A 26,504-nucleotide genomic window follows, 5' to 3' on the forward strand; every position below is an offset into this window, starting at 1 on the left:
CCACCGCACCCGCCTCCGCCTCCGCCACACCCGCCTGCGCTTCCGCCACACCCGCCTGCGCTTCCGCAGCCGCCGCCGAACGCGGCCCATCCTGCGCCGATTCCACCGTTTCCGAGCCCACCGCCTCGCCGCCTGGACCCGGAGCGGGTGCCGCGGAACGAAGCAACGGGGACCGGAGCCGCTCCGCAGCCGACGTCGGCGGAGAAGCCGACGAGATCGAAGGTGACGAAGCCGTGCCAGCCTCGTTCGAGGCCCCCTCCGTGCGCCGCGTCACCCGAGCCGCCCACGTCTCCAGCGGTTCGTGAACCCACTCCGGCGGCGCTGGTGCGTGCGGCGGCCAGCTCACGCACGACCCTTCTGATCGCCGCCTGCGTCGAGACATCGGAACGCCGGTAGGCATCCCGCAGCAGGCGGCCATCAGGATCCCTGGCCGCGTAGGACCGCAGATCCCTGGTGAGGAAGTAGAAGAGCAGCCGCTCCGCCTCGTCCTCGGGATACCAGCCCGCCTGGCGCACCACCGCCAGTGCGGGTGCGCTGTTCCGCGCCAGCCGGCACAGATGTTCCCGGGCCGCGCCTGGAGGAAGCTGCAGCAGCAGCCGCCGGCATTCCTCCGCCTGGCCGGGGAGCAGTGGATTACCGGCACCTTCCAGCAGGACGTCGGCCGTCTGCCACTCAGTCGGATCGAGCGTGTCCGGCCGGCCCTTGAGAACCGCGACCATCGGATTCTCGCCCACCGCCCGGGGAAGGTTCGGATTGTTCGCTATCGCCCTCAGGTGCGTGTTACCCGAACCCGAGCCGCGCTTCTCCAGCCAGCACTGGACGAGAGCCGCCAGCAGCGCGGGGTGGTCAGTCGCGGCGAACACGGCGGCGAGGTCCTGTGACCACCCGCCCTGCTCCGACAGCTCCTGAGCCAGCGCACGGGGCGTTCGCTCCCTCAGCTCCGCCGTCGTCACGCTGCGGCGGCCGTCACCGTCCAGACGGAGGTTGGATGTTTCATCCAGAAAAGCCACGACCCGGACCTTCGGTTCGTGGCTCGCGGCCGGAGCAGATACCAGGAGCAGGGCTACGACGCAACGTCGACTCGCAGCCGAGAAACGACCGGACACCCATTCATGAATCAGGGCGGTGATGAGGCCCGGATCACCCTCACAGGCCGCTTCCAGCGCCGCGCGAGCCAGCGGTGCCGCCTTCCCTCTCGGTCGGGAGGCAACCGCGACAAGCTCCCGGAGCGACGACCTGTCGCGATCCTGCTCGAACTGGTCGATCAGTCTCCGCGTTACCCGCTCCGCCCGCCACGACCCCCACCGCTGCTGCTCCTCCGGAACCCGCAACCCCATGATGCGACCATCCAATCAGAGAACGCCGGCGGCAATCAGCCGGAAAGTGCGATGTCGCGACTTTCCACCCGCTCCCCGCATTTGTCAACGTCGCAAATTATCGGGGTCCCGTGGTCCCGATCCTTCCGCTTCGATCACCGATCCTGTCGCGGACAACTATGTCGAGTACCTGACATCAGGGCGTGCGACGGATCGGTGGACAGCGACGGATTTCCTCGGCAGCACACGCTGGGGGCACCGCCGCCAGCCCAACCAACCCTCATAGGCCGCCACACCCGCCGCCACACCCGCTCTCTTCATGTCCGCAGCCATATTTGCGTACCTGCTCCCCCGCGGAATCGCTCCCGCATCCGCCATCCGTAACGAATCCGCGGCCGCCACGACGCTTGCGCCCGCCCCGGCCGGGCCCGGTGCGAGTGCGGGGCCGGGTACGGCGGCCGGGTGCGGCGAAAGCCCTGGCCGCTCCGCAGCCGACATCGGCGGAGAAATCACCGAGATCGAAGGTCACGAATCCGGCCCAGTCCCGCTCGGCGTCCTCTGTGGGCACCGCCGTTCCCGGCCTGCCCGCGTCTTCGGATCCCGCTGAGCCTGCACAGGCGGGCTGGATGCGCGCGGTATCCAGCTCCCGGACGAGCTGCCTGATCGTTGACTGTGTCAGGGGGTCGGAACGCCGGTACGCAATGCGCAGGAGCCGGCCATCGGGATCCATGCCCGCGTACGAGCGCAGGTCACGCTTGAGGAAGAAGAAGAGCAGCCGCTCCTCGGTGTCGCTGGGAAGCCAGCCCGCCTCCCGCATCACGGCACGCCCCGCCGGGCTCCTCCGTGCCCGTCGGCACAGGTAGTCCCGAGCGGCGCCCGGAGGCAGCCGCAACAGCAACCGCCGACACTCCTCGCCCAGGCCGGGCAGCGATCGGTCCTCGATACAGTCCAGCATGACGTCGACCGTCTGCCATTCGGTGACATCCAGGAGATCGAGCCGATTCCTGATGATCGCCACAGCGGGGTTCTCGCCGGTTGACCGAGGAAGGTTCGGGTTCCTCCTGATCGCCTCGAGAAGCACATCACCCGAGTCCGAGTAGCGCTTCTCCAGCCAGCACTGGACGAGCGCCTCGAGCAGCCCGGGATGATCGGTCGACGCGAAGACGACGGCGAGTTCCCGCGACCATCTCCTCCGCTCCGACAGCTCCTGGGCAAGGGCCCGACACGCACGCTCCGCCACCCTCACGTCGTGGCCGTCACCGCCCGTCCGGAGGTTTCTCGTCTCGTCCAGAAAAGCCACCACCCGAGGCTTCGGTCCATGGTGCCCAGCTGGCACGGAAGCCAGGAGATGACCGATGACGTACCTTCGGCCCGCCGTGGAGAACCAGCCGGACACCCATGCACCGATCAGCTCGGCGACGATGGCGGGATCGGCTTCGCATGCCTCTTCAAGGGCTGCGTGAGCCAGCGGCGCCGCCTTCCCGCGCGGCCGGGAGGCGACCGCGACCAGCTCCCGGAGCGAAGACCCGTCACTGTCCTCACCGAGGCGGGCGATCAGCCGGCGTGTCACCCGCCTGGCCCGCCACGAACCACACCACCAGCGCTCCTTCGGAACCTGCATGCTCATGATGCGACCATCCAATCCCCGAACACCCGCCACGATCAGGCGGGAATCCAATGGGGCGACTTTCCGCTCGCCTTCGAGAAATGTCAACGTCGCAGAAAATCGGGGTTCCACGGATTCAACAGAATGTCGGCGTCAGGCAACGACCGTATCGGGGACAACTATGTCGAGCAGCCGACAGGAACGGCCCCCGATCAGGCACGCGCCGGAATTCAATGGCCACGGGAGCATGTTCTCCGCGTGACTGCGGGAGTGCACGGTCCACGCGACAGCCGCCTCGTTTTCGACTCCCTGCTTCCGGCCGACGGCACAGGCCCGGTCGCAGTGGTGGTCAGCCGCCGCGCGGAGCGAACATGATGATCGCCATGCCGGCAAGGCACACCGCGGCGCCGACGACGTCCAGCCGGTCCGGGCGATAGCCGTCGGCGACCATCCCCCAGGCGATCGAGCCCGCGACGAAGACTCCCCCGTACGCGGCCAGGATGCGTCCGAACTCGCCGTCCGGCTGCAGCGTCGCCGCGAACCCGTACAGACCGAGCGCGATCACGCCGGCACCGACCCACAGCAGGCCACGATGCTCACGCACGCCCTGCCACACCAGCCACGCCCCCCCGATCTCGAACAGGGCGGCGACCGTGAAGAGCGCGAGGGAGCGGACGACAGTCACAGGCATGCTCCTTCGGCAGACGGCGGACGGTGCCGATCCCACGATGCCCGGACAGCCGGACGTCCAGCGCGGGCGGCACGGGCGGCACGGGCGGCACGGGCACCACGACGGTAACCATCCCGGCTGACGCCCGAAAGGGCAGTCGGGCGCGCTGCTCGCGCAGGGGCTCCGGTCAGGTGCCGCAGGGCGATGCGGCCAGACCGGGCGAGGCCGGGACGGAAGCCGCCCAGTCCGGGCGCAGGCGGTCGTCCGGGGTCGGCGCCCAGCCACCGGGGCCCAGGGCGTAACGCCAACGCGGCCCGGACGTCAGGAACAGGTCGAGGGCCTCGATGAGCCGGTCCACGTCCGCAACGGAAGAACCGACACCGACGCTGGCCCGCAACGCCCCGGCAGGCGCACCCAGCTGGTCGAGCAGCGGGTGCGCGCAGAACCGGCCGGCGCACAGGCTGATGCCGTGCTCGGCGGCGAGGTAGGCAGCGGCGAGGTCCGTCGCGGCACCCGCTGCGCGGTCCCCGGCGAACGTGAAGGTCACGACCCCGACCGGGGCGCCGACGCCGGTGTCGGGGGTGCCCGTGGCGGTGGTACCGGTACCGGAGATGCCCGTGGCGGCGGGCCAACGGGACAGGACGCGGAGGTCGGGCAGGCCGGCGAGACCCTGCACCAGCCTGTGTCGCAGCGCTTCGTCGTGCTCGACGAGAGCGTCCGCCGGCAGCGCCCCCAGCGCGCGGCAGGCGGCGGCGAGCGCGACCGCACCAGGCAGGTTCGGAGTGCCCGCCTCGTGCCGCGCGGGGGCGTCAGCCCAGGCCACCGAGGTCACGGTGACGTCCCGCACCGCACCCCCACCGGCCAGGTAGGGGGGCGCCGCGTCGAGCCAGTCACGCCGGCCGACAAGCGCCCCGGCACCGAACGGTGCGTAGAGCTTGTGGCCCGACAGCGCGAGGTAGTCCACGTCGAGGCCGGCCAGGTCGATCCGGCGGTGCGGAGCCAGCTGGGCCGCGTCCACGAACAGCCGGGCCCCCGCGGCATGGGCAAGTGCGGCGAGGCGGGCGAGCGGGAGCCGCTCCCCGGTCACGTTGGAGGCTCCCGTCACCGCCAGCAGCGCGGTCGGCTCGGCGCGCAGCTCGGTGGCGAGCGCGTCGAGGGTCTCCTCCGGAGTCGGGCGGGCGGCCACCACCCGGCGCCGCACCGCAGACCACGGCAGCAGGTTCGCGTGATGTTCCAGGTCCAGGACCACCACCCGGGCGGCCCGACCGGCCGCATGCCCCACGCAGTGCGCGAGCAGGTTCACCGCGTCGGTGGTGTTGCGGGTGAACACCACGGCGTCGTCGCGCCGGGCACCCAGGAAACGTCCGACCTCCGCCCGCGCGCCTTCATACACGGCGGTGCACACCTGCGAGCCGAAGCCGGCGCCGCGGTGCACACTCGCCGAGTACGGCAACAGCTGCGCGACCTGTTCCGCGACGGTGACGAGGCTCGGGGCGCTCGCCGCGTAGTCGAGGTTGGTGTGGCGGGCCCGTCCCCCGCCGACCAGCGGCACCTCCAGGTCGCCTCCGACGACGGGCAGCAACGCCTCCCGCCCCGGGCCCGACAGGTGCGGAGCAGGGGGCGGGGCTGACGATCCCGACAGGATGGGCCGGTCTGATGGGTTTCGGCGAGCGAGCGGGACGGTGATCCCGGAAGTGGCCTGATCCAGCGCAGGCTGAACAGAGGGCACGGCCGTGGCTCCTTCGGGTCCATCGGACCCCGGCGAGGGTCCGCACTTGCCGAGCCGGACACCCCGACACGGCCTGGTCACAACCGGGGGCACCCCGCCGCGGAGGAGGGTTGCCGGCCAGCAAGCCCGGACTTGACGCTGGCACTCTTGACCTGGTCGAACACGTGCGCGACGCGCTTACAACGAAAGCGCGCAGCGGCACCTACAGTCACCGTCGGCGACGCAGATGCGCGAACACTATACCTCTCTCGCCGCGCTTTCCCTACCAGAACCATCGAGAAAGCGGGACGGACGCTGCACCTGCCGGCCCGCACGCCTGCAGTGATCAGGCGTGCGGGCCGGCAGATCTCTGTCCGGCCGGGTCAGGCCGTTGGTGCTGTGGTTGTCGGAATCGACGCGGACGGCGTCGCGGACGGCGTCGCGGACGGCGTCGCGGACGGCGTCGCGGACGGCGTCGCGGACGGCGTCGCGGACGGCGTCGCGGACGGCGTCGCGGACGGCGTCGCGGACGGCGTCGCGGACGGCGTCGCGGAGGCCGGGGGGATGGTCGGCAGCCGCAGGACGGATCCTTCCGCGCCGGTGACGATGGTGACGTCGACCGGCGTGGCGTTCGGTGTCAGCGCGTTGGCCGCGCCCCCCGAGATCCGGACGGCGACGCGGTGGCCGGCGGCGAACTGGTAGTGGTTCGCACGGATTCCGATCTCGAACGTCGTGACCGCGCCGACCGCCACCGGAGTCGGCGACGTGTGCGACTCCCGGTGACTCGCCCGGAGGAACCCGTCATTCACCAGCGTGGTCGTCCCGTCCGCGGCCACGTCGAGGAGTTCCACATAAAGATTCGCGTCGCTACCTGACAGCGAGGCGCGTAGGCGCAGTGTCGGATGACCGAAGATGGCCCTCGGCTCGGTCAACGGCGCAGTCCGGAAGGTGACCGAGCCCCCGGGAGCCGTGGGGTCGGCCGGCTGGTGAAAGGTCGGCGACCCGGCGGATTCCGCCGGAGCGGATGACGCACCGCCCGCACCCGCACCCGCACCTGAACCCGTGCCCTGGCCGGTGCCCTGTTCCGACAGAGTGCCCTCGCCGGTGAGAGAAAGGGTTCGGGTGCCCACGGTGTTGCGGGGGCTGTAGTTCACGATCTCGCGCCAGCCGGCACCACCGGCGTCGGGCCGCTCATAGCTGACAAATATCGGCCTGGGCGGAATGGGGACGGCGGGCAGCTTCTTCACCCAGTGGTCGAACCAGGCGAGCAGCAGGCCGGGGGCGAGACCCGTCGGGTCGCAGAGCCCGGTGCAACCGGGGAAGGCGATCGGCGAGCGGTGCGGCCACGGGCCGTAGACAGCCCAGGTGCGGTCGAGGGCGCCTTCGATGTTGGCCAGAGCGCCGGAACGGAAGTAGCCGTCGATCCAACCTCCCATGGCGAGTACAGGCACCTTGATCCGGTCATACCTGCCGGCGAAGGACCGGCTCTGCCAGTAGTCGTCGAAGGTCGGATGCTGGCGGTTGGTGGCGTACTCGGCGGCGGCGTCGATGCGGCCCTGGCTCAGGAACTGGGCGGTGGGCGGCCAGTTGTCGATCGCGCCGTTCTCGGTGGTCTTGATGCCGCCGGGGTAGATCACGTCGTCGTAGAGGCTGGCCGGCGACTGGAGCGGAGCGACGGCCACCAGGTGCGGCGCCTGCTCGATGGCCGCGCCGTAGCTTGTCTGGCCGCCGTAGCTCTCCCCGAACATGCCGATCCGACCGTCGGAGAACGGCTGGACCGCCAGCCACTCGACCAGGTCGCGGGCGTCCTTCTGATCCTGCGCCGACCCCGCGTTCTGCCAGGTGCCCCCGGACCTGCCGGTGCCGCGGACGTTGCAGATCAGGGTGTTGTAACCCCGGGTCACGAAGTACTCCGCCTCGCCCTCATAGGAGGTTCGAAGCTCCGCGTAGGGCGTGAACTCGACCACCAGACCGGGGAACTTCCCCTCGGCAGGTGCGCCGTTCGTCGCCGGCCGCAGCAGCGAGCAGTCGAGCGCGGTGCCGTCCGTGACAGACACCGACACGGTGGAGCGCGTCGACGCGAAGGTCGCCTCCCGGGTGTAACCCCACCAGGCCCGGGTGGTGCTCGACAAGGGCGCGGACATGACCCCGGGTACTGCGCCCGGGCCCTCGCCGCCGCCCGAGGGTAAGCAGCCCGCCAATGCCATCACCATGGCGGCTGTGACCGCCAGAACGGCCCCGGTGCGCCCGGCCGCCCGGGATCGTCGTACGCCTCGCCGACGTTTCCTAGGCATCCGTTTCCTTTTCTGCTATAACCGCCCCCGCCCGCTCAGATCGCAGCACTGAACTCAATCCAGTTCCCTCATCTGACACCTCATGCCCGATTGTCATGATCAGGCGAGAGCATAGGACTGCCGAGCAGGCCGGACAATCACCCGATGGTGCCTCCACCGGGCGCCATCACCAACGCGCCGAACCCAGTCGATGGCCTTTTTCTCGCGGCGCGAGGCCTCTGTCCGGCGAGGCACCGAGGCCTCGGACGGCGCCCTCAGGCGATCTGGGTGCCACCGTCGACGGACAGGACCTGGCCCGTGATGAACGCCGCGGCGTCAGAGGCGAGAAAGACGGCCGCGGCGCCGATCTCGGCGGGGAAGGCGAACTGGCGTTGCAGCAGAGTCCTGCGGCCGATCGAGTGCATCTCGTCGCCGCGGGTCGCGGCGAGTCGCGCGAAGACGCCGTCCGGGTGCCAACGGCTACCTGTGCTGACCTCTTCGCCGGGATTCTGCGGAGGTGTGCCGTAGGGCGCGATCGCGTTCACGGTGATGCCCTGCCTGCCGACCTCCTTGGCGAGGACCTTGGTGAACGCATGCACCGCACCCTTCATCGCCGAGTAGACCGCCAGCAGGGGGTCGCCGACAATTCCAGATGTCGATCCGATATTGATGATCCGCCCGCCCTCCTTCGCGATCATCCCGGGAAGCACAGCATGGGTGCAGTTCAGGGTGCTCGTGATGTTCACGGCGATGTCCTGCTCCCACGTCGCCGGATCCGAGTCGACGAACGCATCCAGGTCAACGTTGCCACCGACGTTGTTCACCAGCACATCCACCGTGCCGAAGCGTCCCTGCACCGCGGCGACCATGCCCCCGACCTGGCCGCGGTCGGTGACATCGGCAGCGTGCCAGAGCACATCCGCGGCGCCCTGCTCCCGCAGCTGTTCGCAGACGCGCCGGCCCTGCGCCTCATCCCGACCGACGACGACCACGACTGCCCCCTCGGCCGCGAACGCGAGGGCGATCGCCCTGCCGATGTTGGCGTTGCCACCGGTGACGACCACGGTGCGACCAGCCAGTCCGGTCTCCATCCTGGTTCTCCTGTCAGCTGGTCGGAGGGTCGGCGAGGACCCTTCGTGCCGCGGCCTCGACGCAGGCCGTCGGAAGCATCGAAGCGCCGAGGACGCCGAAGACCCCGTGCGGTTCGTCAGGGCTGCGATGGTGACCCAGTCTCTCCTCGAACACGTGCCTCGGGCCAGCGGCCTCCGCGCACCCGCGGAGCGAGCCCGACGCCAGCTGTCCAGGGCCGCGCCTCCGCCGCCCATCCCGGCCTGTGTGGCTCCGCAGACTTTCGGTCTCCGACCGAGGGGAACAGGAACGACAGTCACCAACCAGCCGCTACGGATCGTGCGACGGACGGCGGGAAACGTGGCATGCGAGTCCCTCAGAACCATCAGCGCGATGGGCTCGATGATCACCGCTCTGCCGGTGGTCAACGCCATTCCCGCGGTGGTGGCCGCCCGGCCGGGCATCGTCACGTACGCCGATCTGCCGACCGTCGCCTCCCGGCTGACCGTCAGGAACTGACGGTGTTCGGGCGACCTCAGCGATGTTCTACGGCTGGGAGAGGTCGATCGTCGCGGGAAAGGGGGCCGACACCGTGACCACGCCAGCGTGGACGTCGCCATCCCGGTAGATCCTGGTGGCCGGATCGAGGACGTGGGTGTGGACGAGCGGGACACCGCCGGCGGGCTGCTCCATCCGCCAGTAGTACGTGATGCCGGCCCTCGCGTACTCGCCGGCCTTCACGAACCGGTCGGTGGACTCGGAGCCTGGCGAGACGATGTCGGCCACGATCTCGATGCCCGCGCACTGCTCCTCGGACCACGAGTCGTACTGCGCGGCCGTGATCTGCTCATGCATCCAGGCGGGAGCGATCATCTCCACGGCGATGACGAACCTCCTCAGCCGACACGACCGGTCCGGTCCCTACCACCCAGCGGCACGCTCACGCCTGTGACGGCCTGATCGTCGGGCCCGCGGACCTGGGTGCGCCCTCGACGGCAAGGCGTTCGCAGCGTCGTTTCCCCCACTCCCCCAGCGAGCGAAGGGCGTCGTTGAGTGACGTGCCGTGCTCGGTGAGGGAGTACTCGACCCGGGGCGGGACCTCGCGATACACCTCGCGGTGGACCAGGCCGTCCTCCTCCATCTCGCGCAGCTGCTGGACAAGCATTTTCTCGCTGACGCCAGGAAGGCCGCGACGCAGTTCGCCGAACCGCCGGGTTCCGTGGTTGTTCAGCTCCCAGAGGATCAGCGACTTCCATTTCCCTGACACCACGTCCATACCCGCATCGATGCCGCAGACGTAGGGACCGCGCCGCGCACTCGTCACCATCAGAACCTCCACCTCGCCCCAGCTGGACACTGACCTCCAGGTAAGTACTGAACAAAATAGTAGGTACTTGCCGGTGTGAAGGGTTCACAGGGAGGGTCGGTACGGCACGCCAGCCAGACCGCCGAACAGAGCGAGGGACAATCCATGACGACCCGCACGACCTTCCTGGGCCTCGGCGAGATGGGCAGCGCGCTCGCCGCCGCCGCTCTCGACGCCGGCCGACCCTCCGTGGTGTGGAACCGCACGCCGGGCAGGGCAGCGGCACTCGGCGAGCGCGGCGCCGTCGTCGCCCGGACCGTGGACAGCGCGATCACCGGCGATGGGCCGATCATCCTGTGCCTGCTCGACCATCAGTCCGTGCACGCTGTGATCGATCCGGTCGCCGCCAGCCTGGCCGGACGCACCATGATCAATCTGACGACGACGACACCGGGCCAGGCCCGCGAGCTCGCGGCCTGGGCGACAGAGCACGGCGTCACCTACCTGAACGGCGCGATCATGGCCGTACCCGAGATGATCTGCCACCCCGGCGCGGTGATCTTCTACAGCGGTGCCGAGGCCGCCTTCGAGGAGAACCGGAAACTGCTCGATCTGTGGGGGCAGAGCGACTACTTCGGGACCGACCCCGGTATGGCCTCGCTCCGCGACATGGCGATGCTCGTCGGGATGTACACGATGTTCGCCGGCTTCCTGCACGGTGCGGCGATGGTCGGCACCGCGGGGGTGTCGGCTGCCGAGTTCGCCCGACGCCAGACCCCTTTCCTCGCCGCCATGACCGGTCAGCTGGCCGGTCTCGCCGCCACGGTGGACGCCGGGGACTACGCCGGGGCGGGCCAGCAGAGCCTCGAGTTCACCGAAGCCGCACTGGCCTCGCTGGTGACGGCCAGCCTCGAAGCGGGCGTCCAGGTCGATGTGCTGCGGCCCGTCCACGACATCGTTCGCCGCCAGATCGCTGCCGGACACGGTCGGGCGGGCACCGCCCGCATCGTCGAAGAGCTCAGGAACACCCGATGAGCGGCGAGGGCGTCCTGCCCCCTGTGACGGTCATCGGCCTTGGCCCGATGGGCCGGGCGATGGCCGCGTCCCTGCTGCGGTCCGGCCATCCGGTGACGGTGTGGAACCGCACCGCGCGGCGGGCCGACGACCTCGTCGCCGGCGGCGCCACGCTCGCACCCACCCCGGCGGCTGCGGTCGCCTCCAGTGAGCTGACCATCCTCAGCCTCACCGACTACCAGGCGATGTACGACATCCTCGGCCCGGTCGCCGAGAGTCCGGGGCGCTCCGGTGTTCCTGACGGCTCCGGTGTTCCTCGCGGCTCCGGTGCACTTGACGGCAGGGTCCTGGTCAATCTCAGCTCGGATACACCCGACGCCTCCCGGCGCGCGGCGGCCTGGGCAGCCGGACACGGCGCGACCTTCGTGACCGGAGGCGTGATGGTGCCCGCGCCCGCGGTGGGCGGCCCCGGGGCATATGTGTTCTACAGCGGGCCGCGCGCGGTGTTCGACGTCCACGAACCGATGCTCGGGCTGATCGGCGAGCCCAGGTACCTCGGGGAGGACCCGGGGCTGGCCCAGCTCTTCTACCAGGCGCACCTCGACGTCTTCCTCACCGCGCTGTCGAGCCTGCTCCACGCGACCGCGCTCGTCACCGCCGCCGGGGTCCCGGCCGCCGACTTCCTGCCCGGTGCGCTGACCACCCTCACCGCCATCCCGGCGATGATCGGAGACGGAGCGGACCTCGCCCGACGTCTGGAGGCCGGCGAGCACCCCGGCGACCTCAGCACAGCACAGATGATGGGCGCGACAGCAGACCACATCGTGTGGACGAGCGAGCGGGCGGGCATCGACACACAGCTACCGAGAGCCGTCAAGGCACACTACGACAGAGCCATCGCCGCCGGTCGCGGCACCGAGAACTGGACCGTTCTCTACGAGACGCTCAGAGCTGGCGACTGAACGACGACCAGAACCGCGGTCCTCGCCGAGATCACCACGTGTGTTGACCACCTTTCAGATCACGGGGAGGTGCGGGGGCCGCAGCAGGGTGCGGTCGCCGTCGAAGCCGTGGCTCAGAGCTGCCGCGACGTCCTCGTGCGGCGTGCCCAGCCGGACCGCGCTGATCTCGTCAAGACGTCGACAGTGCTGTTCGCCGAGTTCCAGCTCGAGGGAGCGCAGGTACTGCTCGAGATGGGACAGCGTGCGAGGCCCGACGATCGGGATCAGCGCGGTCCGGGCCGCCAGGGCCCGTCGACGCAGCCAGGCCAGCGAGACCTGGACCGCGGTGCTGCCGATCTCGTCGGCGACAGCCAACACCTCGTCGACGACGGCACGCTGTGCAGCGGTGCGCTCGACGGCGTCGCCGCGGACGCTCAGCCGGCCTTTCCCACCCTGCCGGTACTTGCCGCTGAGCAGACCTCCGGCCAGCGGCGAGTACAGCAGAACTCCCAGGCCATGGGCCTGCACCATCGGTAGCAGTTCACGCTCGGCGGAGCGTTCGGCCAGGCTGTACTCGGTCTGGATGCCGACCAGCGGGGCGAGCCCGCGCAGGTCCGCCCGGACCGCGGCGCCGGCGACCCGCCAGGCCGGAAAGTTGGACAGTCCACCGTGCCGGATCTTCCCAGCGCGGCTCAGGTCGTCGAACCCCGCCAGGATCTCGTCGATCGGGGTGGTCCCGTCGGGAAAGTGCGGCATGAAGACGTCGACATAGTCCGTGTTCAGTCGACGCAGGCTGGCCTCCAGGGACCGAATCATGGTCTTGCGGCTGTTGCCGGTCGTGCCAGGGCGGGGCTGGTCCTGCCTCGTCCCGCCGTACTTGGTGATCACGACGAAGTCGTCCCGGCGACTGCCGAGCAGCTCGCCGAGCACGGTCTCGGACTGCCCGTCCTGGTAGAGGTTGGACGTGTCGAACGTCGTGCCGCCGGCGGCGGCGAAGGCGTCGAAGATCTGACGCGAGCCGTCCCGGCCGGCGCCGGTGTCGGCCGTGCCGAAGTTCGCGGTCCCGAGCGCGTACTCCGACACCCGCAGGCCGGTGTGCCGTCCGAAGGTCTGGTAGCGCACGAGGGCTCCTGGGGATGCGTCGCGAGGTAGGCTTCCCGCACCGTACCAAGTAAAACGAGGGGTCGTTCTTTATGCCGAGAGTAGGGCAGGCGCACCTCGACGCCCGGCGGCAACAGATTCTGGATGCCGCCCGCACCCGCTTCGCCAGCCACGGTTTCGCCCGGACCTCGATGGCCGACGTCGTCGCGGAGTCAGGGCTCTCCACCGGGGCGATCTACCGGTACTTCACCAGCAAGGACGAGATCGTCATCGCTGTCTGCGAGCAGGCGGGCACTTCCCTGCCGAAGGTGCTGACCATCGAGGCTGTGCGTAGTTTTCTTGAGCATGTGAGAACGTTGGCGCGGGAGACGGGCCATGCTCGGCTGGTAGCCCAGATCTATGCCGAGGCGGCGGTGTCCCCAGCGCTCGCAGCGATCGTCCAGCGGCAACTCCTCACGATGCGCACGGCGGTCGCCGAGCTGTTGGCTGACCGTCAACCCGACGATGCCCGGCGAATCGCCGAGGCCTTCGTGGCCCTGTGCAGCAGTTACAGTCAGCAACTGGCCGTCCGTGGCGATCTGGACCCCGAGCCCTTCGCCTCCGCACTCATGGCGATCGTCAGGGGATAACCGAGGGCCCCGACCTGGGCAGGACCCCGACCTGGGCAGGCCTGTGACCTGGGCAGGACCGTGAGCCGGACCCGCAGGGTGACCCAGCCTTCGAGGCCGGCCGCGCGTTCGAACGCCGCTGCCGTTGCGTCGCGGGAACAGCTGCCGTGTGGTGCGCGGCTACCCCGCGATGTCGCTCTGCGCGGCCAAGCCGAGGAGGACTGTCCTGATGGCGGCGTCGAGGGACTCGCGGAACGGCGGATTCATGAAGGCCAGGGCCGGCTCGACCTGATAGGCGGCAACCAGGGCCGGCGCGGGATGGCCGCGGGTCCACAACGCGCCGACGAGAGCGATGAGCAGACCGGCCGCCTGCGCCGATCGCGGCTCGTCGAGCTCGGGAACGAGACGGCGGAGCAGGGCGGCGAGCCCGACCATGCTGTCCCGCGCCCCCCGCTTGTACCGAAGCGCCACGTCCGTGGAGACGTTCCGTTCCAGGACGGCGGCCTGGGCGCTGAGGAGTTCACACAGCTTCGGATGGGCATCGAACGACGCGGCGAGCCCGGCCGCCAGCTCACCGGCCCGAACGGACACCGGAGCCGACGGGTCGACCGTCGGCGGGAGCTTCCCGGTGATCTCGACCAGAAACCCGGCGGCGGCGTCGGCCAGCAGGTCGAGCAGGACCGCCTCGCGCGACTCGAAGTAGCGCAGGACGTTGGACTTCGCCAGCCCCACGCGGCGGCTGAGCTCGTTGAGGCTCATCGCCGACACCGGCATCTCGTCGAGCATCGCGGCCGCCGTCCTGAGGATGCCCTCACGGCGTTCCGTGCGCTGTACCTCGCTCCTCGCGCGCTGGAAGCCTGCCATGCCTTCCAGCTTAGAAGACCGTCGGTCTCTTGACTACAGACCGTCGGTCTTTTATGTTCCAAGAGACCGCCGGTCTGTTCTGTGTCCTGACCTCCGCCCCGACGTCCGACCCCGGCGGCCGGCCGCTCCTCCGTCCCCCCGTTGGAAGGAACTGTCATGGCTCGCAAGGTCGCCCTGGTCACCGGCGCCTCCTCAGGCATCGGTGACGCCACCGCCCGTCGCCTTCACGAGGCCGGCTTCGTCGTGTACGGCGCCGCCCGGCGCGTCGACCGGATGGCGGAGCTCGCCGCCGCAGGCGTGCGTACCATCGCCCTCGACGTCACCGACGAAGCCTCCACCCAGCAGGCTGTCACCGAGATCCTCGCGGCCGAGGGCCGCGTCGACGTGCTCGTCAACAATGCCGGCTACGGCTCGTACGGCGCGGTGGAGGACGTCCCGATGTCCGAGGCCCGCGCCCAGTTCGACGTGAACCTCTTCGGGCTCGCGCAACTCACGCGGACGGTCCTGCCGACCATGCGCGCCCAGGGCAGCGGCACCATCATCAACATCAGCTCGATGGGCGGTCGGTTCGCCACTCCCCTGGGCGCCTGGTACCACGCCAGCAAGTTCGCCGTCGAAGGTCTCAGCGACGCGATGCGCCTGGAGCTGAGGCGGTTCGGCATCGACGTCGTCCTCGTCGAGCCCGGCCTGATCCGAACGGAGTGGGGCGCCATCGCCGCCGACAAGCTCCGTGCCACCTCGGGACACGGCCCCTACGCAGAGCAGGCCGGCGCCATGGCCACATCATTGGAGAACGGCTCACGACCCGACGCGCGGCGGACCTCGCCGCCCACCGTCATCGCCGACGCCGTGGCGAAGGCCGCGACCGCCCGCCGCCCCCGCACCCGGTACACCGCCGGCTACGGCGCCCGTCCGCTCATCCTGCTCAGCAAGGTCCTGCCGGACCGCGTCTTCGACGCCTTCATCACGCGCACCACTGGTTCAGCAGCCTGACGATGGCCCCAGCGCCAGTTCGCCAGGCGCGGAACCGACTGCCCGCAGAATTCGTGGCCTGGCAGGCCTCGTCCACAGACTCACGTCCCGGCGATGTGGTTGTCGCGGTGGCGCCTCGGGTGGGTAGGGAACATCCGGAAGTCGCACTCCCGGACATCACGGCGCTGGCCGTGGAACCCGGCGCGTTCCGTCGCCCGGCGCCCCGCTCGGGCACGGTATCGAAAGGAGAGCGGACGCCGCCTACCAGGGTGCCAGCGAAGGCGAGCCCCGTAGCGTGGACAAGCCCTTCTACCGCACCGACGACGTGCACGGCATGGCCGACTTCATCGCCGGCTACCCGGGGGTGGACGTCGAGCGTCTGGGCGCGCTGGGCATCTGCGGCGGCGGCGGGTACACGTTGAAGGCAGCGCAGACCGACAAGCGGTTCCGCTCCGTCGCCACGGTGAGCATGTTCAACTCCGGCCGGGTCCGCCGCAACGGGTTGCAGGACTCGCAGCTGGACACCGTCCAGGACCGGCTGCGGCAGGCGTCCGCGGCCCGTGCCCAGGAAGCGGCCGGCGGGGAGGTGCGCTACGCCGGGGATGCGGACCTCACCGATGAGCAGATCGCGGCCCAGCCGCTTCTGATGATTGCCGGAAGCAAGGCCGACACCCGCTACATGAGCGAGGACGCGCTTCCCAAAGCCACCGGCACCAGGGACAGGGAGCTTTTCCTCATCGACGGCGCCCGGCACATCGAGACCTACTGGGTCGACGAGTACGTCAACGCCGCCGTCGAAAAGCTCACCGCGTTCTTCGCCCGCACCGTCCAGCCGGATTCCCGCACAGGAAAGGGCCCCGCGTGTATGACATGCGGGGCGCTTTCCTGCCGAGGCTCGGTCGCGTTCAGAACCGGCCGCGGAACGCGTCCAGCTCGGCGACGACCGCGGCCGGCTCCTGGTCGAGAGGCATGTTGTCGCGGTCGAGGACGCCGTCCAGCGCGGCGGCCGGGTCGGGTTGCAGTGCGGTGAACAGTGGGGCCAGATCGGACTGCGCCGCGCCCTGCTCGGCGACCAGCTCGAAGGTCCTGCGGTCCGCGGCGTCGGAGGTCAGCGACGCGACGAGGACGTGGGCGATCTGGGCGCGGGAGACGACCCCGTCGGACGGGGCGCCGGCCCAGCGGGTGTCACCCTGCACCATCACCAGGCGGTGCTGGTCGGGCTCGTTGTAGTCGAACCAGCCGGGACGGACGATCGTGTACGGCAGCCCGCTGGCACGCACGAGCCGTTCGCCGCGGCGTTTCCAGTCGTGGCCGGGCGTGTGCTTGGTGACCCCGATCGTGGTCATCAGCGCGATCCGCGCCGGAACATCCAGAACGCTCAGCACGTTGTGGACCGCGCCGTAATCCACCAGCTGCGCCGCGCGGGCGTCGCCGTGGCTGCCGTGGGTGAACACGATGCCGGTAACGCCCGCGACAGCCTCGCGCAACGTGCCCGGGTCGGTCAGGTCACCGACGACGAGCTGCGCGCCTTCGGGGAACCGACCCGCCCGCGCCCGATCGCGCACCAGCGCCCGGGTCCGGTAGCCGGCGTCGAGCGCGCCGGCGACGGCGTGCCGTCCGACGCTCCCGGTCGCGCCGACGACGAGCACGAGGTCGATGGCCATACCGCACATCATCGCCTGCGGCTGCCATGACCGCGTCGCACAGGCCTGCCCCTGTCGGGTCCCGCCTGAGCCGGCACCCGGGGGTCGGAGACGAACGTCCAGGCGTTGGCCGGGCTGGGGCGGAACGAACCGGCCAGTCAGGTCACGGGCGAGAGACGCTCTTCACCTCACGGCCGACCAGCCATTCCGCGGTGACTGGGTGCGGGTCTGACGGCGCAGGCCAGATCCGGTGCTCGGGTTGGCGTTCCGTCCGAGGCGCAGCGCGGAGATGAGGAAGAAGATGCCGCCGAGCAGGGCGTAGCCGGCCAGGTTGCTGAGCGAGTCGCGCGAGGAGGCTCCCTGCAGCAGGAACGAGATCCCGGCGAGTGTGGAGATCGTGCCGCTGGCGATCATCGGCCGCTGGCCTCCGAGATCACGCCGCGACAGAGCGACGGCGAGCTGGACGAGGCCCGCGACGATGGCCCAGACCCCCCACACTCGCAGGACCGCCGGAATGCCGGAGGTGGCCGCGAAGGCCAACCCGACGGCGGCAACCCCGCTGATCGCGATGTTGACGTAGAGGCCCCGGGTGGAGCGGCTCGCCCGGGAGGAGCGGGCGTCGATGATGGCGGCACCGACGTCGAACAGTGGGTAGATCACGAGCAGGGTCGCGCTCACCGGCCCGATGCTCGACGCGGTCAGAAACATCACGACGGCCCAGACCAGAGCGAACCCGAAACGAAGGAAGTAGAGCCGGCGAAGCGCCTGCGCGGCGATGGGGGCGGTGGTGGCGATGGGGGCGGTCATGACAGTTGGCTCCTCCTAGGAGAAAGACCGTTCTCTCTTGCATTGCAAGCGTGACACGATCCCATCCCAACTGCAAGACCGATCGTTCTTTCTGCTAGGGTTGGGTCATGGTCGCACGGCCCCGCACCGCACCGGACAGCCCGAACGACAGCCCACCCGGGGGGCCGGGGCGGTCCGAGGCGCGGGAGCGGCTGCTGTCCACGGCCAGCAGGCTGTTCTACCGGGAGGGCATTCGGGCGGTCGGAGTCGAGCGGATCCTTGCCGAGGCCCCGGCCACGCGGGCGACGTTCTACCGGCACTTCCCTTCGAAGGAAGACCTCGTGATCGCCTACCTGCGCGGTGTCGACGCCGACACGCAGGCTGACGTGCGAGCCGCCGTCGAGGCGGCGCAGTCTCCGGCCGACGCGCTGCGCGCGATCGGGACCGCCGTCGCCGACAGCCTGGCCGCGCCGGAGTTCCGCGGCTGCGCGTTCCTCAAGGCCGCAGCCGAGTACCCCGACCCCGACGACCGGGTGCGCCAGGTGATCCTCGATCACCGGGTCTGGTACACAGCCACGCTCACCGAGCTCTTCGCGCAGGTCTTCGGAGACTCACCTCGGCGGGGCAGACCAGAGCACGCCGCACGGCATTTCGTCCTGATGCGCGACGGCGCCATGTCCGGCGCCCACCTCGACGGCGTCGACAGCGTCGGCGACGCGTTCCACCGCGGCGTCGAGGGCCTGCTCACCCTCCTCCACTGAATTCACCGATCTCGTCCAGGTCGCGGGCGCTGAGTGTCGGGCCGAGTTCGGTGCGGGTGGGCGGTTCGTCCGGCGGGCCGTCCGCCATCGGCTCGGTGACACGTCTCGTCACTGACACACGTCTCGTCACTGACAACGGGCGCCGGCCGCGCCACCCGGGATTGACAGTCGAACGGCACCGCGAGCGCACCCACCAGGAAGGAAGATCTCGATGATTGTCTCCTCCGACGTCCACTCGCCCAGCCTCGACGCCGCGATCGCCGACGGCTGCCGGCCGACCGCGCCGCTGTGGGCGGCGCCGGGGGCCCCTGCCTGGCCTGACGCCGATCGGATCTCGGTGTCAGGCTGCCTGGACGTGACGGTGCCCGCGCGGTTCCACGGCCCGGCGGAGATGGGTAACGGCGGCTGGGTGGCCGGCGCCGTGGCCGCGATGCTGCCCGGTCAGGCCGCTCGGCTCGCCGAGGTGACGCTGCGCGCCCCGACGCCGCTCGACGTCGCCCTCCACTGCGAGTGGAGCAGCTACCAGGCCCGGCTGTACGCCCCGGCCGGCGGGATCCTCGCCGAGGCGGTTCCGCTGGCTGCCGGCCGGACACCCACAGCACCGCCGTTCGTACCGCTCGCGGTGGCGCGGCAGGCGGCCGAGGGTTTCGCGGGCCACGCCGAGCACCCGTTCCCGACCTGCGTGGTCTGCGGGCCGAGCCGCGCCGTCGGCGACGGAATGCGCATCCTGCCTGGCCCGGTGGCGGGCGAGCCAGGCATGGTCGCCGCGCCGTGGACGGTGGCGGCATCGCTGGCCGGGGCGGACGGACGGGTGCCGACCGCGGCGACCTGGGGTGCGCTCGACTGCCCGACCGGCTGGGCGCTCCACACGCCGGGCGCGGTGGCACTGCTGGGACGGCTCGCCGTCGCGGTCGAGGCCGATGTCCTCGCCGGCCAGACCTACGTCGTGGTGGCCCGCAAAGATGGCGTTTCCGGCCGGAAGGCGTTTGCGCACGCCGGGCTCTACGACCTGTCCGGCGCTCTGGTCGCGGCCTCCCGTGCCACCTGGGTGACGATCGGTTGACGGCTGATCGGCCGCGTGTCGGTGCGTTCGGAGAGCCGGCAGGAGCGGCGGGTGGCAATCGACCTGGCCAAGGTCACGGTCGGGTCCCTCGGTGTGCACCGGCGCGGATCGCGCAATGGGCCGGTCTGCTCGGCACGGTGAAGGTCACGGCGGAGTCCGGCGCGGCCGCACTGGAGTTCGCGTTCACCGAGGCCGCCCGGGAACGGCCTGTCTCCCGAGCAGGGAGGCAGAGCGTCCGGCGGAACCGACGGCGAGGCACCTCGGCAGGACCTGCGTCAACGAAGATGCCCCCGCGCCTTCTACGAAGGCATGGGGGCATCCGAGTCGAGCGGACCCAACGCACCACGACAAGAAACCTTTGATCCTGGTTCAGGGCCCCGAGATCACAGTCCGCCCGGCCTCCGCCAGGCTGACAACCAGGGCCGATACCCAGCGAATACACCCCAGCAACACACCCGGTAACAGCATCGATCGAGTCGAACGCATGTTCCGCGGATCTCGCGGGATCGTGAACAATCAACGGCCCACGAGTGGTCCGAGCCACGGCACCGCTTCGCACGCGGCATCGATGGTTTCCTCTTCCGTCGGGTAATCCCGGCCAGAGAAGTAACTGACCGGTGTCCACGCGCCCATGTCCTCGGGGTCCCTGCGGAACTCCTCGAACCCGAACGTCCCCTCGGGGCGTTTGAAGACGTCGACACAGCGCTCGGCTTCGAAGGTCTGGTGACTGGCGAGCACCCGCCAGGTTTTGTCGAGGCGCGACGACATGGTTGAGATCATACAGTCACGGCGAGCCCGTCCATAACCGCCAGCCCACCAACCACTGCCTTCGGCCGGGAATGGACGACCATGGGCGACGCCAGCCTCGGTGCCTCACCGGAAACCGCGAGGATGGCCGAACTCGCATCCAAGGCCTCCCGCGATGCCAACGGTGTGGGAACCGGAGATGGAGAACGGAGCCCGTCTACGTCGGTGCCCGAGAAACGGGCAGCACCTCAGCGGCCAGAGGCCAGTGTCGGGTGTCGCCGTCTTATCCGGGCAGAGAGAAACCCCGACCTGGACCCAGACCGGGGCACTCGTGGTCGCCGGTCAGCCGGCCGTCGGCACCGCCGCGGTCTCCTCGACGATGGCGAACAGGCCGCCCTCAACATCGCTCCAGTCGCTGACGGGGCGGACGCCGAGGGTCGCGAGCAGCTTGTCCGCGGCCTCGCTGAGGGCGGGAGAGTCGACGGCGTCAACGCGGCCGACGACGGTGCCCACCTTGTCAGCCTCACCGCGGACGATCCGGACGTCGAGGGTTTCAGCGTCGACGTACGCGTAGGTGTTCGTGTCGGTCAAGGGAGCCTCCTTGGGACATGGGAGAGATCGGTTCGATTCGTGCGAGGGCCATCCTTACGCAGCGACGCGGACCCGAGCCACGCGCCTCCCGAGGCGTCGGGCCGCATGGGCATATGGCGTGTCCTGGTCGTCCCGCGGGGCCAACCCCAGACCGATGGCGGCCAAATCCGGTCTGACCACAGCTGCGGATGCCCTCCGCGGTAGATGTCGTGTGGTGCCACTCCGCGGCCGGATGATGTGCGGGCCAGTGCAGTTGGGACTGCCGGTCCGTGCCTCTGAAGTCCCGTCGGCGGGGGGTCGACGCCGATCCGGTCGACGAAGAACTCCTGCGCGGTGGTCACCTCCACCTGATGGTGTGGCCGGCCGCCGGGCCCGCCCGGGCCAGTCGCGATCTCCAGGTTCCGCCGCACAAGCGGCCCCCCCATCCCGCGCCTTCCGCGAAAGGCACGGGGGCGTCCAAGTAGCGGTCCAGACCATCGGTCCTGACGTAGGAATGTTTCGCGCGGGAGGGCCACGTTCTTGTCGTCGGCGTTCACGACACCTCGTCCTCGATCAAACCGTAGGGAGGCTGGTCTGCCCGGCGTGAACGGTGCACCACCACGTTGCTAACGCCGCGATCGCCGGGTTGGGCGCGACCGGTTGACACCCGCTGTCCTGGCCGTCGGCTACCTCCGGCTCCGCCGGCGGTGCTCGCCTAGAGTGAGCTGTGTGACTGGTCTCCGTCGCGTTGGCATCCACCGTTTCGGCGGAGCGGACCTGGTGCGGCAGCATCGGGAGTGGTCCGGGGTCTCGGTCGACGAGGTGACGTGGCGTGCTTCTCCTGGATCGACCGGGGAGATCCACAAGCCACTGCACCAGATCTTCGTCTCACTGCACGGTTCCGCGGGAAAGGTGTCGGCCCGTGCCGCGGACGGCTCGCGGTACTCGGGCCACGACTTCCCGGGAGCGGTGACCTTCGTGCCCGCCGGGTGCCATCGGGTCGCCCGGTACGGAGGCGGGACGCTGACCTATCTCGGCATCACCATCCCGGCCGGCCGCCACCCGGAAAGCGAGACGGGGGCGGCGGGGCGCCTGCGGCCCTTCATGCACGAGGTGGACCCGCTGCTCAGTCAGGTGGCCCGGACCCTGGCCAACGCGCCAGCGCACCCGTCCTCGTCGCTGCTCGCGGACAGCGCGAGCGTCCTGTTGCTCACGCACCTGATGCAGCGCGACCTGTCGGGTGCCGGCCGGTCACGGGAATCCCCCGCCGTCCTCGCCCCTTCCTCGTTGCGCCAGGTCGTCGACTACATCGAGGCGAACCTCGGCGCCGAGCTGCGCCTGGCCGAGCTCGCCCGGGTCGCCGGGATGCAGGTTCACCATCTCGCCAGGGCGTTCAAGCAGGCCCTGGGGCTCGCGCCCTACCAGTTCGTCACGCAACGCCGCCTGGCGCGGGCGGCCGAGCTGCTTCGCGATCCCGCCGGTCCCTCGATCGCGGACGTCGCGCTGCGCGTCGGGCTCTCCAGCCAGAGCCACCTGACCACGTCGTTCAGGCGCGTGTACGGCCTGACCCCGGCCGCCTACCGGGCGCAGCACCGCTGACCCGATCAGCCCGCCGGGTGCGGCCGCGGCAGCCGGACGAGACCGTTGTCGAACGACTTCCCGGGATACCACGACATGCTCGCGATCCGGGCGAACTCCGGGATGCCCTGCAGGTACTCCAGCATCCGGGTGCGCAGAGCCGGGTCGGGCAGCGGTGCGTACATCGTGCGCAGGTTCTCGCGCACGTGCGCGACGCTGGTCGTCGCGGGAACGATGCAGGTCACCGCGGGGTGGGCGGCGACGTAGGACAGGAAGTACTGCGCCCACGACTCGCACCCCGCCGCCCGGGCGAAGTCCGGAACCGGCCGTTCACCCACCACCTGGTGCAGCCGCCCCTTCTCCAGGGCCATGTTGACCATCACGGCCACGCCATGGTCAGCCGCCAGGGGCAGCAGTTCCGCCTCGGCCGCGCGACTGAAGATCGAATAGCGTATCTGGATGAAGTCCACGGCTCCGGCACTGATCGGCGCCACCATCCCGGTGTACTGGTAGGACTCGTGCGAGGTGAGCCCGACGTAGCGAATCCGCCCCTCCTGCCTGAGCCGGTTGAGGACGGGCAGCACCATGCCCACGTTGGTCATGCTGTGAATGCCGACGACGTCCAACCGGCGCCGGTACAGGTGCCGCAGTGACTGGGCGAACTGGCGCAGTACATGGCTGTCGTCGAAGAGGTATTCACCGCAGTTCCAGCTCTTGTCGGTCAGGAACAGATCGTCGGTGATCCCGAGCTGGCGGGCGTGGTGGCCCAGGTTCTTCTCCGAGGCGCCGTACAACGCCGAGGTGTCGGCGACCCGGCCGCCCCCGGCGTGGAACTCCCGCAGCACCGCCGGGATGAACGACTGGTCGGTGCCGGGACGCCGGTCGAACGTCATGAAGGAACCGAGCCCGATCACCGGCACCCGCTGTGAGGACCCCGGCAGCGGGCGGGTCACCGGCGCGCTGCGCGGTACACCGGGGCCAGCGGCGGCGGCGCCCGTCTGGGCCAGCCCGACCGAGGCCGCCGACAGGCCCGCCGCCGTGAGGACGGTCCGTCTGCGCACCCCGGCCACGGAGGCAGGGCGGGCAGGCGCGTCGTCATGGGACAAGGGGGTGTGCTCCATGCGGCCAGCCTCCACGGCGCCGGCAAGCCCCGTCTTTCACGTTCCGCACGGTTTGCACGATCCGCACAGACATGCGGATGAAAACCCGCCCCTGCCTCGCTCCTTTCTCACCCCTGTCTCGCCACGGCCGGAAACGTTCGTGGTCAGCGCACCAGGAGACCAGCGCCTGCCGATCAGCGGCGGTTCCCGTGCCGTAGCGGCCCCCGGGGGCCGCTACGGCACGGGAACCAGCGTGAGGGCAGCGTCGCCCAGCGGGCTCCCGCCGTTGGCGTCGTCGACCTCGACCTGGAAGGTTCCGGTCGGGTCCTGGGCGTCGAACCGGCTGAGGAAGATCACGTCCGCCCCGGCAGGCACGGTGTCGGGACCGAGTCCGCCGGTGGACACGTGCCGCGTTTCACCTGAGACCAGCTCGGCGGAGGGATAGGCGACGCTCAGCGTCAGGGCGGTCCCGTTGGTCACCTTGTAGACGACCGTCACCGTTCCGTTCAGCGCGTCACGGTAGGCCCCGAGCACCTGCGCGGTGGCGCCGCGAACCTGCTGTGCGGGTCCACCACGGGCGATCACCGTGCGAACCGGCTGCCCATCGACGTCGAACGCGGACAGGCGCCCCTCGACATCGTAGGCGATCTTCGAGCAGACGGTGCAGGGGCGTGGATCTCCTGCCATGCGCCTGCACGCCGTCAACATTCCGGGCCCGTCGTCACGGTGGAAGGTCCCGGTCGCCGGTGGCTTGCCGAGTGCGGTTTCCGCCTCGACGAAAGCCGTCAGGTAGTCGACGTAGGCCCGCGCCGGCGAGTTCGGGGATGTCAGCGCGACGAGTTCCCGCATACCGTCGAGGTCCGCCCTGGCGACCCCGGCGACGAACCTGGCGGCCACCGCGTCCGTGGAGGTGGAGGTGGAGGCGGAGGCGGGTTTCACCGCCGGCGGCGCGACCGCCTGACCGTCGCCACCGCTGCACCCGACGAGCAGGAGCAGCGGCACGCATGCCCCCACAATCTTCGTGATCCGCATGGGAAGACCCTAGAACTACGGACCTGGGCACCGGATTCACCGGGCTGCCACGCAGGAACCGTATTCTCAGGTGTGACCGAGTCCGAAGACCAGCAGACGTTCCAGGACCTCGGGCTTGGCACCCCAGTCCTACGAGCCCTCACCGAACTCGGCTACGAGGTGCCGTCGCCGATCCAGATCGGCACGATCCCCGCCCTGCTCGCGGGCCGCGACGTCGTCGGCCTCGCCCAGACCGGGACCGGCAAGACCGCCGCGTTCGCGCTCCCGATCCTGTCCGGGATCGACGTGCGCAGCACCTCCACCCAGGCGCTTGTGCTCGCCCCGACCCGGGAACTGGTCCTGCAGGTCGCCGAGGCGTTCGGCCGGTATGCCCACTACCTCACCGGCCTGCAGGTGCTGCCCGTCTACGGAGGGCAGGCCTACGCTCCCCAGCTGGCCGGGATGCGCCGCGGCGCGCAGGTCATCGTCGGCACTCCCGGGCGGGTCATCGACCATCTGGAACGCGGGACGCTCGATCTGGGCGGCCTGCGCACGCTGGTCCTCGACGAGGCCGACGAGATGCTCCGGATGGGCTTCCAGGAGGAGGTCGACCGGATTCTCGTCGCCACCCCCGAGGCCAAGCAGGTCGCGCTGTTCTCCGCGACGATGCCCGCGCCGATCCGCCGCATCTCCCAGCAGTACCTGCGTGACCCGGTTGAGATCACCGTCAGGGCGCGGACCGTCACGGCCGCGAATACCCGGCAGCGGTTCCTGACCGTCGCCGGGCCGCGCAAGATGGACGCGCTCACCCGGGTCCTCGAGGTCGAGCCGTTCGAAGCGATGATCATTTTTGTGCGGACGAAGTCGGCAACCGAGGACGTCGCCGAGCGGCTGCGCAGCCGCGGGTTCGCCACCGAGGCGATCAACGGCGACCTCAGCCAGCCGCAGCGAGAGAAGATCATCGCCCAGCTTCGTGACGGCACTCTCGACCTGCTCGTCGCCACGGACGTCGCCGCCCGCGGCCTCGACGTCGAACGGGTCACCCACGTCGTCAACTACGACATCCCCACCGACCCGGAGTCGTACGTCCACCGCATCGGCCGTACCGGCCGCGCCGGGCGCAGCGGTGAGGCGCTGCTGCTCGTCACCCCCAGGGAAAAGGGCCTGCTCGCCGCGATCGAGAAGGCGACCCGCCAGCCGCTCGCCGAGATGGAACTGCCCACCGCGGCGGATGTGAACGCCCAGCGGGTCGCGAAGTTCCACGACGCGATCACCGCCGCGCTCGACGCGCCAGCCCACGCCGTCTTCAGGGACCTGGTCCTTGGCTACACCCACGAGCACGACGTTCCGCTCGCCGACATCGCCGCGGCGCTGGCCGTGATGACCCGCCATGAACAGGGAGAGTTCCTCCTCCCGCTGGACACCGCCCCGCCTGCCCGCGACAGGCCTGCCCGCGGCGCGGGTGGGCCGCGGCCGGTCTATGCCACCTACCGGATCGGGGTCGGGCATCGCCAGCGGGTCACCCCGGGCCAGATCGTCGGGGCGCTCGCCAACGAGGGCGGCCTGGACCGGGCGGACTTCGGGCGGATCGACATCCGGGCCGACTACAGCCTCGTCGAACTTCCCACCGACCTGTCCAAGGACACCCAGCAGGCGTTGACCCGCACCCGCATCGCCGGCCAGCCCCTCAACCTGCGCGCCGAACGGCCAAGCCGGGAATCCGGTGCGCGGCTCGGCGGCAGCCGCCGAGGAAAACCCGCCCCCTCCGCCCGCAGGACGCGCCGCCCCGTCTGACGCC

The 26,504-nt window shown here is 70.3% G+C and carries 24 protein-coding genes, 3 pseudogenes and 1 riboswitch; of the genes and pseudogenes, 10 read left to right on the forward strand and 17 right to left on the reverse strand.

Going from position 1 to position 26,504, the window contains the following annotated elements; genetic code table 11:
• The 6 genes and pseudogenes from AB1460_RS23410 to AB1460_RS23435 form a co-directional block, all read right to left on the reverse strand.
• Nucleotides 1–1,010 (reverse strand): annotated as a pseudogene (locus AB1460_RS23410) (hypothetical protein); the annotation flags it as partial.
• Nucleotides 1,011–1,596: 586 nt separating this feature from the next.
• Nucleotides 1,597–2,943 carry a hypothetical protein gene (locus tag AB1460_RS23415; RefSeq protein WP_368964124.1) on the reverse strand — a complete coding sequence of 449 codons (1,347 nt, stop codon included), beginning with the start codon at nucleotides 2,941–2,943 and terminating at the stop codon, nucleotides 1,597–1,599.
• 328 nt (nucleotides 2,944–3,271) lie between these two features.
• A complete protein-coding gene (locus AB1460_RS23420) occupies nucleotides 3,272–3,607 on the reverse strand; it encodes a YnfA family protein (RefSeq protein WP_368964125.1) in 336 nt (111 codons plus the stop codon).
• Between the two features lie 172 nt (nucleotides 3,608–3,779).
• A complete protein-coding gene (locus tag AB1460_RS23425) occupies nucleotides 3,780–5,198 on the reverse strand; it encodes an aminotransferase class V-fold PLP-dependent enzyme (protein ID WP_368964164.1) in 1,419 nt (472 codons plus the stop codon).
• Nucleotides 5,199–5,358: 160 nt separating this feature from the next.
• Nucleotides 5,359–5,474: riboswitch (SAM riboswitch) on the reverse strand.
• A gap of 209 nt (nucleotides 5,475–5,683) precedes the next feature.
• The gene (locus tag AB1460_RS23430; protein ID WP_368964126.1) at nucleotides 5,684–7,432 is read right to left on the reverse strand and encodes a CocE/NonD family hydrolase; all 1,749 of its coding nucleotides are present in this window, start codon (nucleotides 7,430–7,432) and stop codon (nucleotides 5,684–5,686) included.
• 416 nt (nucleotides 7,433–7,848) lie between these two features.
• Nucleotides 7,849–8,664, reverse strand: a complete 816-nt coding sequence (locus AB1460_RS23435; RefSeq protein WP_368964128.1) for an SDR family NAD(P)-dependent oxidoreductase — start codon at nucleotides 8,662–8,664, stop codon at nucleotides 7,849–7,851.
• A gap of 370 nt (nucleotides 8,665–9,034) precedes the next feature.
• Between AB1460_RS23435 and AB1460_RS23440 the strand changes: the two are divergent.
• Nucleotides 9,035–9,160: pseudogene (locus AB1460_RS23440) on the forward strand (dihydrodipicolinate reductase); the annotation flags it as partial.
• 27 nt (nucleotides 9,161–9,187) lie between these two features.
• On the opposite strand, the gene AB1460_RS23445 reads toward AB1460_RS23440, so the two are convergent.
• Nucleotides 9,188–9,514, reverse strand: coding sequence for a hypothetical protein (locus AB1460_RS23445; RefSeq protein ID WP_368964166.1), 327 nt, complete (start codon nucleotides 9,512–9,514; stop codon nucleotides 9,188–9,190).
• A gap of 67 nt (nucleotides 9,515–9,581) precedes the next feature.
• Nucleotides 9,582–9,968: a winged helix-turn-helix transcriptional regulator gene (locus tag AB1460_RS23450; RefSeq protein ID WP_368964129.1), complete on the reverse strand. Its 387-nt coding sequence runs from the start codon at nucleotides 9,966–9,968 to the stop codon at nucleotides 9,582–9,584.
• A 144-nt stretch (nucleotides 9,969–10,112) separates the two neighbouring features.
• Between AB1460_RS23450 and AB1460_RS23455 the strand changes: the two genes are divergently transcribed.
• Nucleotides 10,113–10,982 (forward strand): NAD(P)-dependent oxidoreductase, encoded by an 870-nt coding sequence (locus tag AB1460_RS23455; RefSeq protein ID WP_368964130.1) that lies wholly within the window; start codon nucleotides 10,113–10,115, stop codon nucleotides 10,980–10,982.
• On the forward strand, nucleotides 10,979–11,923 hold the full coding sequence (locus AB1460_RS23460) for an NAD(P)-dependent oxidoreductase (RefSeq protein WP_368964132.1): 945 nt from the start codon (nucleotides 10,979–10,981) through the stop codon (nucleotides 11,921–11,923). The genes AB1460_RS23455 and AB1460_RS23460 overlap by 4 nt, the downstream gene beginning before the upstream one ends.
• Nucleotides 11,924–11,977: 54 nt before the next feature.
• Here the strand turns inward: AB1460_RS23460 and AB1460_RS23465 are convergent, their stop codons facing one another.
• Nucleotides 11,978–13,024 carry an aldo/keto reductase gene (locus tag AB1460_RS23465; RefSeq protein ID WP_368964133.1) on the reverse strand — a complete coding sequence of 349 codons (1,047 nt, stop codon included), beginning with the start codon at nucleotides 13,022–13,024 and terminating at the stop codon, nucleotides 11,978–11,980.
• 71 nt (nucleotides 13,025–13,095) lie between these two features.
• On the opposite strand from AB1460_RS23465, the gene AB1460_RS23470 reads away from it, so the two are divergent.
• The gene (locus tag AB1460_RS23470; RefSeq protein ID WP_368964134.1) at nucleotides 13,096–13,632 is read left to right on the forward strand and encodes a TetR/AcrR family transcriptional regulator; all 537 of its coding nucleotides are present in this window, start codon (nucleotides 13,096–13,098) and stop codon (nucleotides 13,630–13,632) included.
• Nucleotides 13,633–13,791: 159 nt separating this feature from the next.
• Here AB1460_RS23470 and AB1460_RS23475 read toward each other — a convergent pair whose 3' ends face one another.
• A complete protein-coding gene (locus AB1460_RS23475; RefSeq protein WP_368964135.1) occupies nucleotides 13,792–14,475 on the reverse strand; it encodes a TetR/AcrR family transcriptional regulator in 684 nt (227 codons plus the stop codon).
• A gap of 156 nt (nucleotides 14,476–14,631) precedes the next feature.
• Here AB1460_RS23475 and AB1460_RS23480 point away from each other — a divergent pair, with 156 nt between their 5' ends.
• Both AB1460_RS23480 and AB1460_RS23485 read left to right on the forward strand, forming a co-directional pair.
• On the forward strand, nucleotides 14,632–15,468 hold the full coding sequence (locus AB1460_RS23480) for an oxidoreductase (protein WP_368964136.1): 837 nt from the start codon (nucleotides 14,632–14,634) through the stop codon (nucleotides 15,466–15,468).
• Between the two features lie 229 nt (nucleotides 15,469–15,697).
• Nucleotides 15,698–16,276, forward strand: a pseudogene (locus tag AB1460_RS23485) (alpha/beta hydrolase); the annotation flags it as partial.
• A gap of 76 nt (nucleotides 16,277–16,352) precedes the next feature.
• Here AB1460_RS23485 and AB1460_RS23490 read toward each other — a convergent pair.
• The gene (locus AB1460_RS23490) at nucleotides 16,353–17,111 is read right to left on the reverse strand and encodes an SDR family oxidoreductase (protein WP_368964137.1); all 759 of its coding nucleotides are present in this window, start codon (nucleotides 17,109–17,111) and stop codon (nucleotides 16,353–16,355) included.
• A 162-nt stretch (nucleotides 17,112–17,273) separates the two neighbouring features.
• Nucleotides 17,274–17,897 carry a hypothetical protein gene (locus tag AB1460_RS23495; protein WP_368964139.1) on the reverse strand — a complete coding sequence of 208 codons (624 nt, stop codon included), beginning with the start codon at nucleotides 17,895–17,897 and terminating at the stop codon, nucleotides 17,274–17,276.
• A 107-nt stretch (nucleotides 17,898–18,004) separates the two neighbouring features.
• Here AB1460_RS23495 and AB1460_RS23500 point away from each other — a divergent pair, with 107 nt between their 5' ends.
• Nucleotides 18,005–18,637: a TetR/AcrR family transcriptional regulator gene (locus AB1460_RS23500; protein ID WP_368964140.1), complete on the forward strand. Its 633-nt coding sequence runs from the start codon at nucleotides 18,005–18,007 to the stop codon at nucleotides 18,635–18,637.
• On the opposite strand, the gene AB1460_RS23505 is transcribed toward AB1460_RS23500, so the two are convergent.
• Complete coding sequence (locus tag AB1460_RS23505) at nucleotides 18,621–18,749, reverse strand: hypothetical protein (RefSeq protein WP_368964142.1); 129 nt, start codon at nucleotides 18,747–18,749, stop codon at nucleotides 18,621–18,623. The two genes, AB1460_RS23500 and AB1460_RS23505, sit on opposite strands and share 17 nt — an antisense overlap.
• 99 nt (nucleotides 18,750–18,848) lie before the next feature.
• On the opposite strand from AB1460_RS23505, the gene AB1460_RS23510 reads away from it, so the two are divergent.
• On the forward strand, nucleotides 18,849–19,700 hold the full coding sequence (locus AB1460_RS23510; protein ID WP_368964143.1) for a hypothetical protein: 852 nt from the start codon (nucleotides 18,849–18,851) through the stop codon (nucleotides 19,698–19,700).
• Between the two features lie 516 nt (nucleotides 19,701–20,216).
• Here AB1460_RS23510 and AB1460_RS23515 read toward each other — a convergent pair.
• Nucleotides 20,217–20,468, reverse strand: a complete 252-nt coding sequence (locus tag AB1460_RS23515; protein ID WP_368964145.1) for a hypothetical protein — start codon at nucleotides 20,466–20,468, stop codon at nucleotides 20,217–20,219.
• A gap of 321 nt (nucleotides 20,469–20,789) precedes the next feature.
• Nucleotides 20,790–21,038 carry a hypothetical protein gene (locus AB1460_RS23520; protein ID WP_368964146.1) on the reverse strand — a complete coding sequence of 83 codons (249 nt, stop codon included), beginning with the start codon at nucleotides 21,036–21,038 and terminating at the stop codon, nucleotides 20,790–20,792.
• 708 nt (nucleotides 21,039–21,746) lie between these two features.
• Here AB1460_RS23520 and AB1460_RS23525 point away from each other — a divergent pair.
• Nucleotides 21,747–22,616, forward strand: a complete 870-nt coding sequence (locus AB1460_RS23525; protein ID WP_368964148.1) for an AraC family transcriptional regulator — start codon at nucleotides 21,747–21,749, stop codon at nucleotides 22,614–22,616.
• Between the two features lie 5 nt (nucleotides 22,617–22,621).
• On the opposite strand, the gene AB1460_RS23530 is transcribed toward AB1460_RS23525, so the two are convergent.
• Both AB1460_RS23530 and AB1460_RS23535 read right to left on the reverse strand, forming a co-directional pair.
• Nucleotides 22,622–23,716: an aldo/keto reductase gene (locus AB1460_RS23530; protein WP_368964150.1), complete on the reverse strand. Its 1,095-nt coding sequence runs from the start codon at nucleotides 23,714–23,716 to the stop codon at nucleotides 22,622–22,624.
• A gap of 213 nt (nucleotides 23,717–23,929) precedes the next feature.
• A complete protein-coding gene (locus AB1460_RS23535; RefSeq protein WP_368964151.1) occupies nucleotides 23,930–24,727 on the reverse strand; it encodes a hypothetical protein in 798 nt (265 codons plus the stop codon).
• A 72-nt stretch (nucleotides 24,728–24,799) separates the two neighbouring features.
• On the opposite strand from AB1460_RS23535, the gene AB1460_RS23540 reads away from it, so the two are divergent.
• The gene (locus AB1460_RS23540; RefSeq protein ID WP_368964152.1) at nucleotides 24,800–26,500 is read left to right on the forward strand and encodes a DEAD/DEAH box helicase; all 1,701 of its coding nucleotides are present in this window, start codon (nucleotides 24,800–24,802) and stop codon (nucleotides 26,498–26,500) included.
• The last annotated feature ends 4 nt before the right edge of the window (nucleotides 26,501–26,504 follow it).

Source organism: Parafrankia sp. FMc2 (assembly GCF_041008525.1).
GTDB lineage: Bacteria > Actinomycetota > Actinomycetes > Frankiales > Frankiaceae > Parafrankia.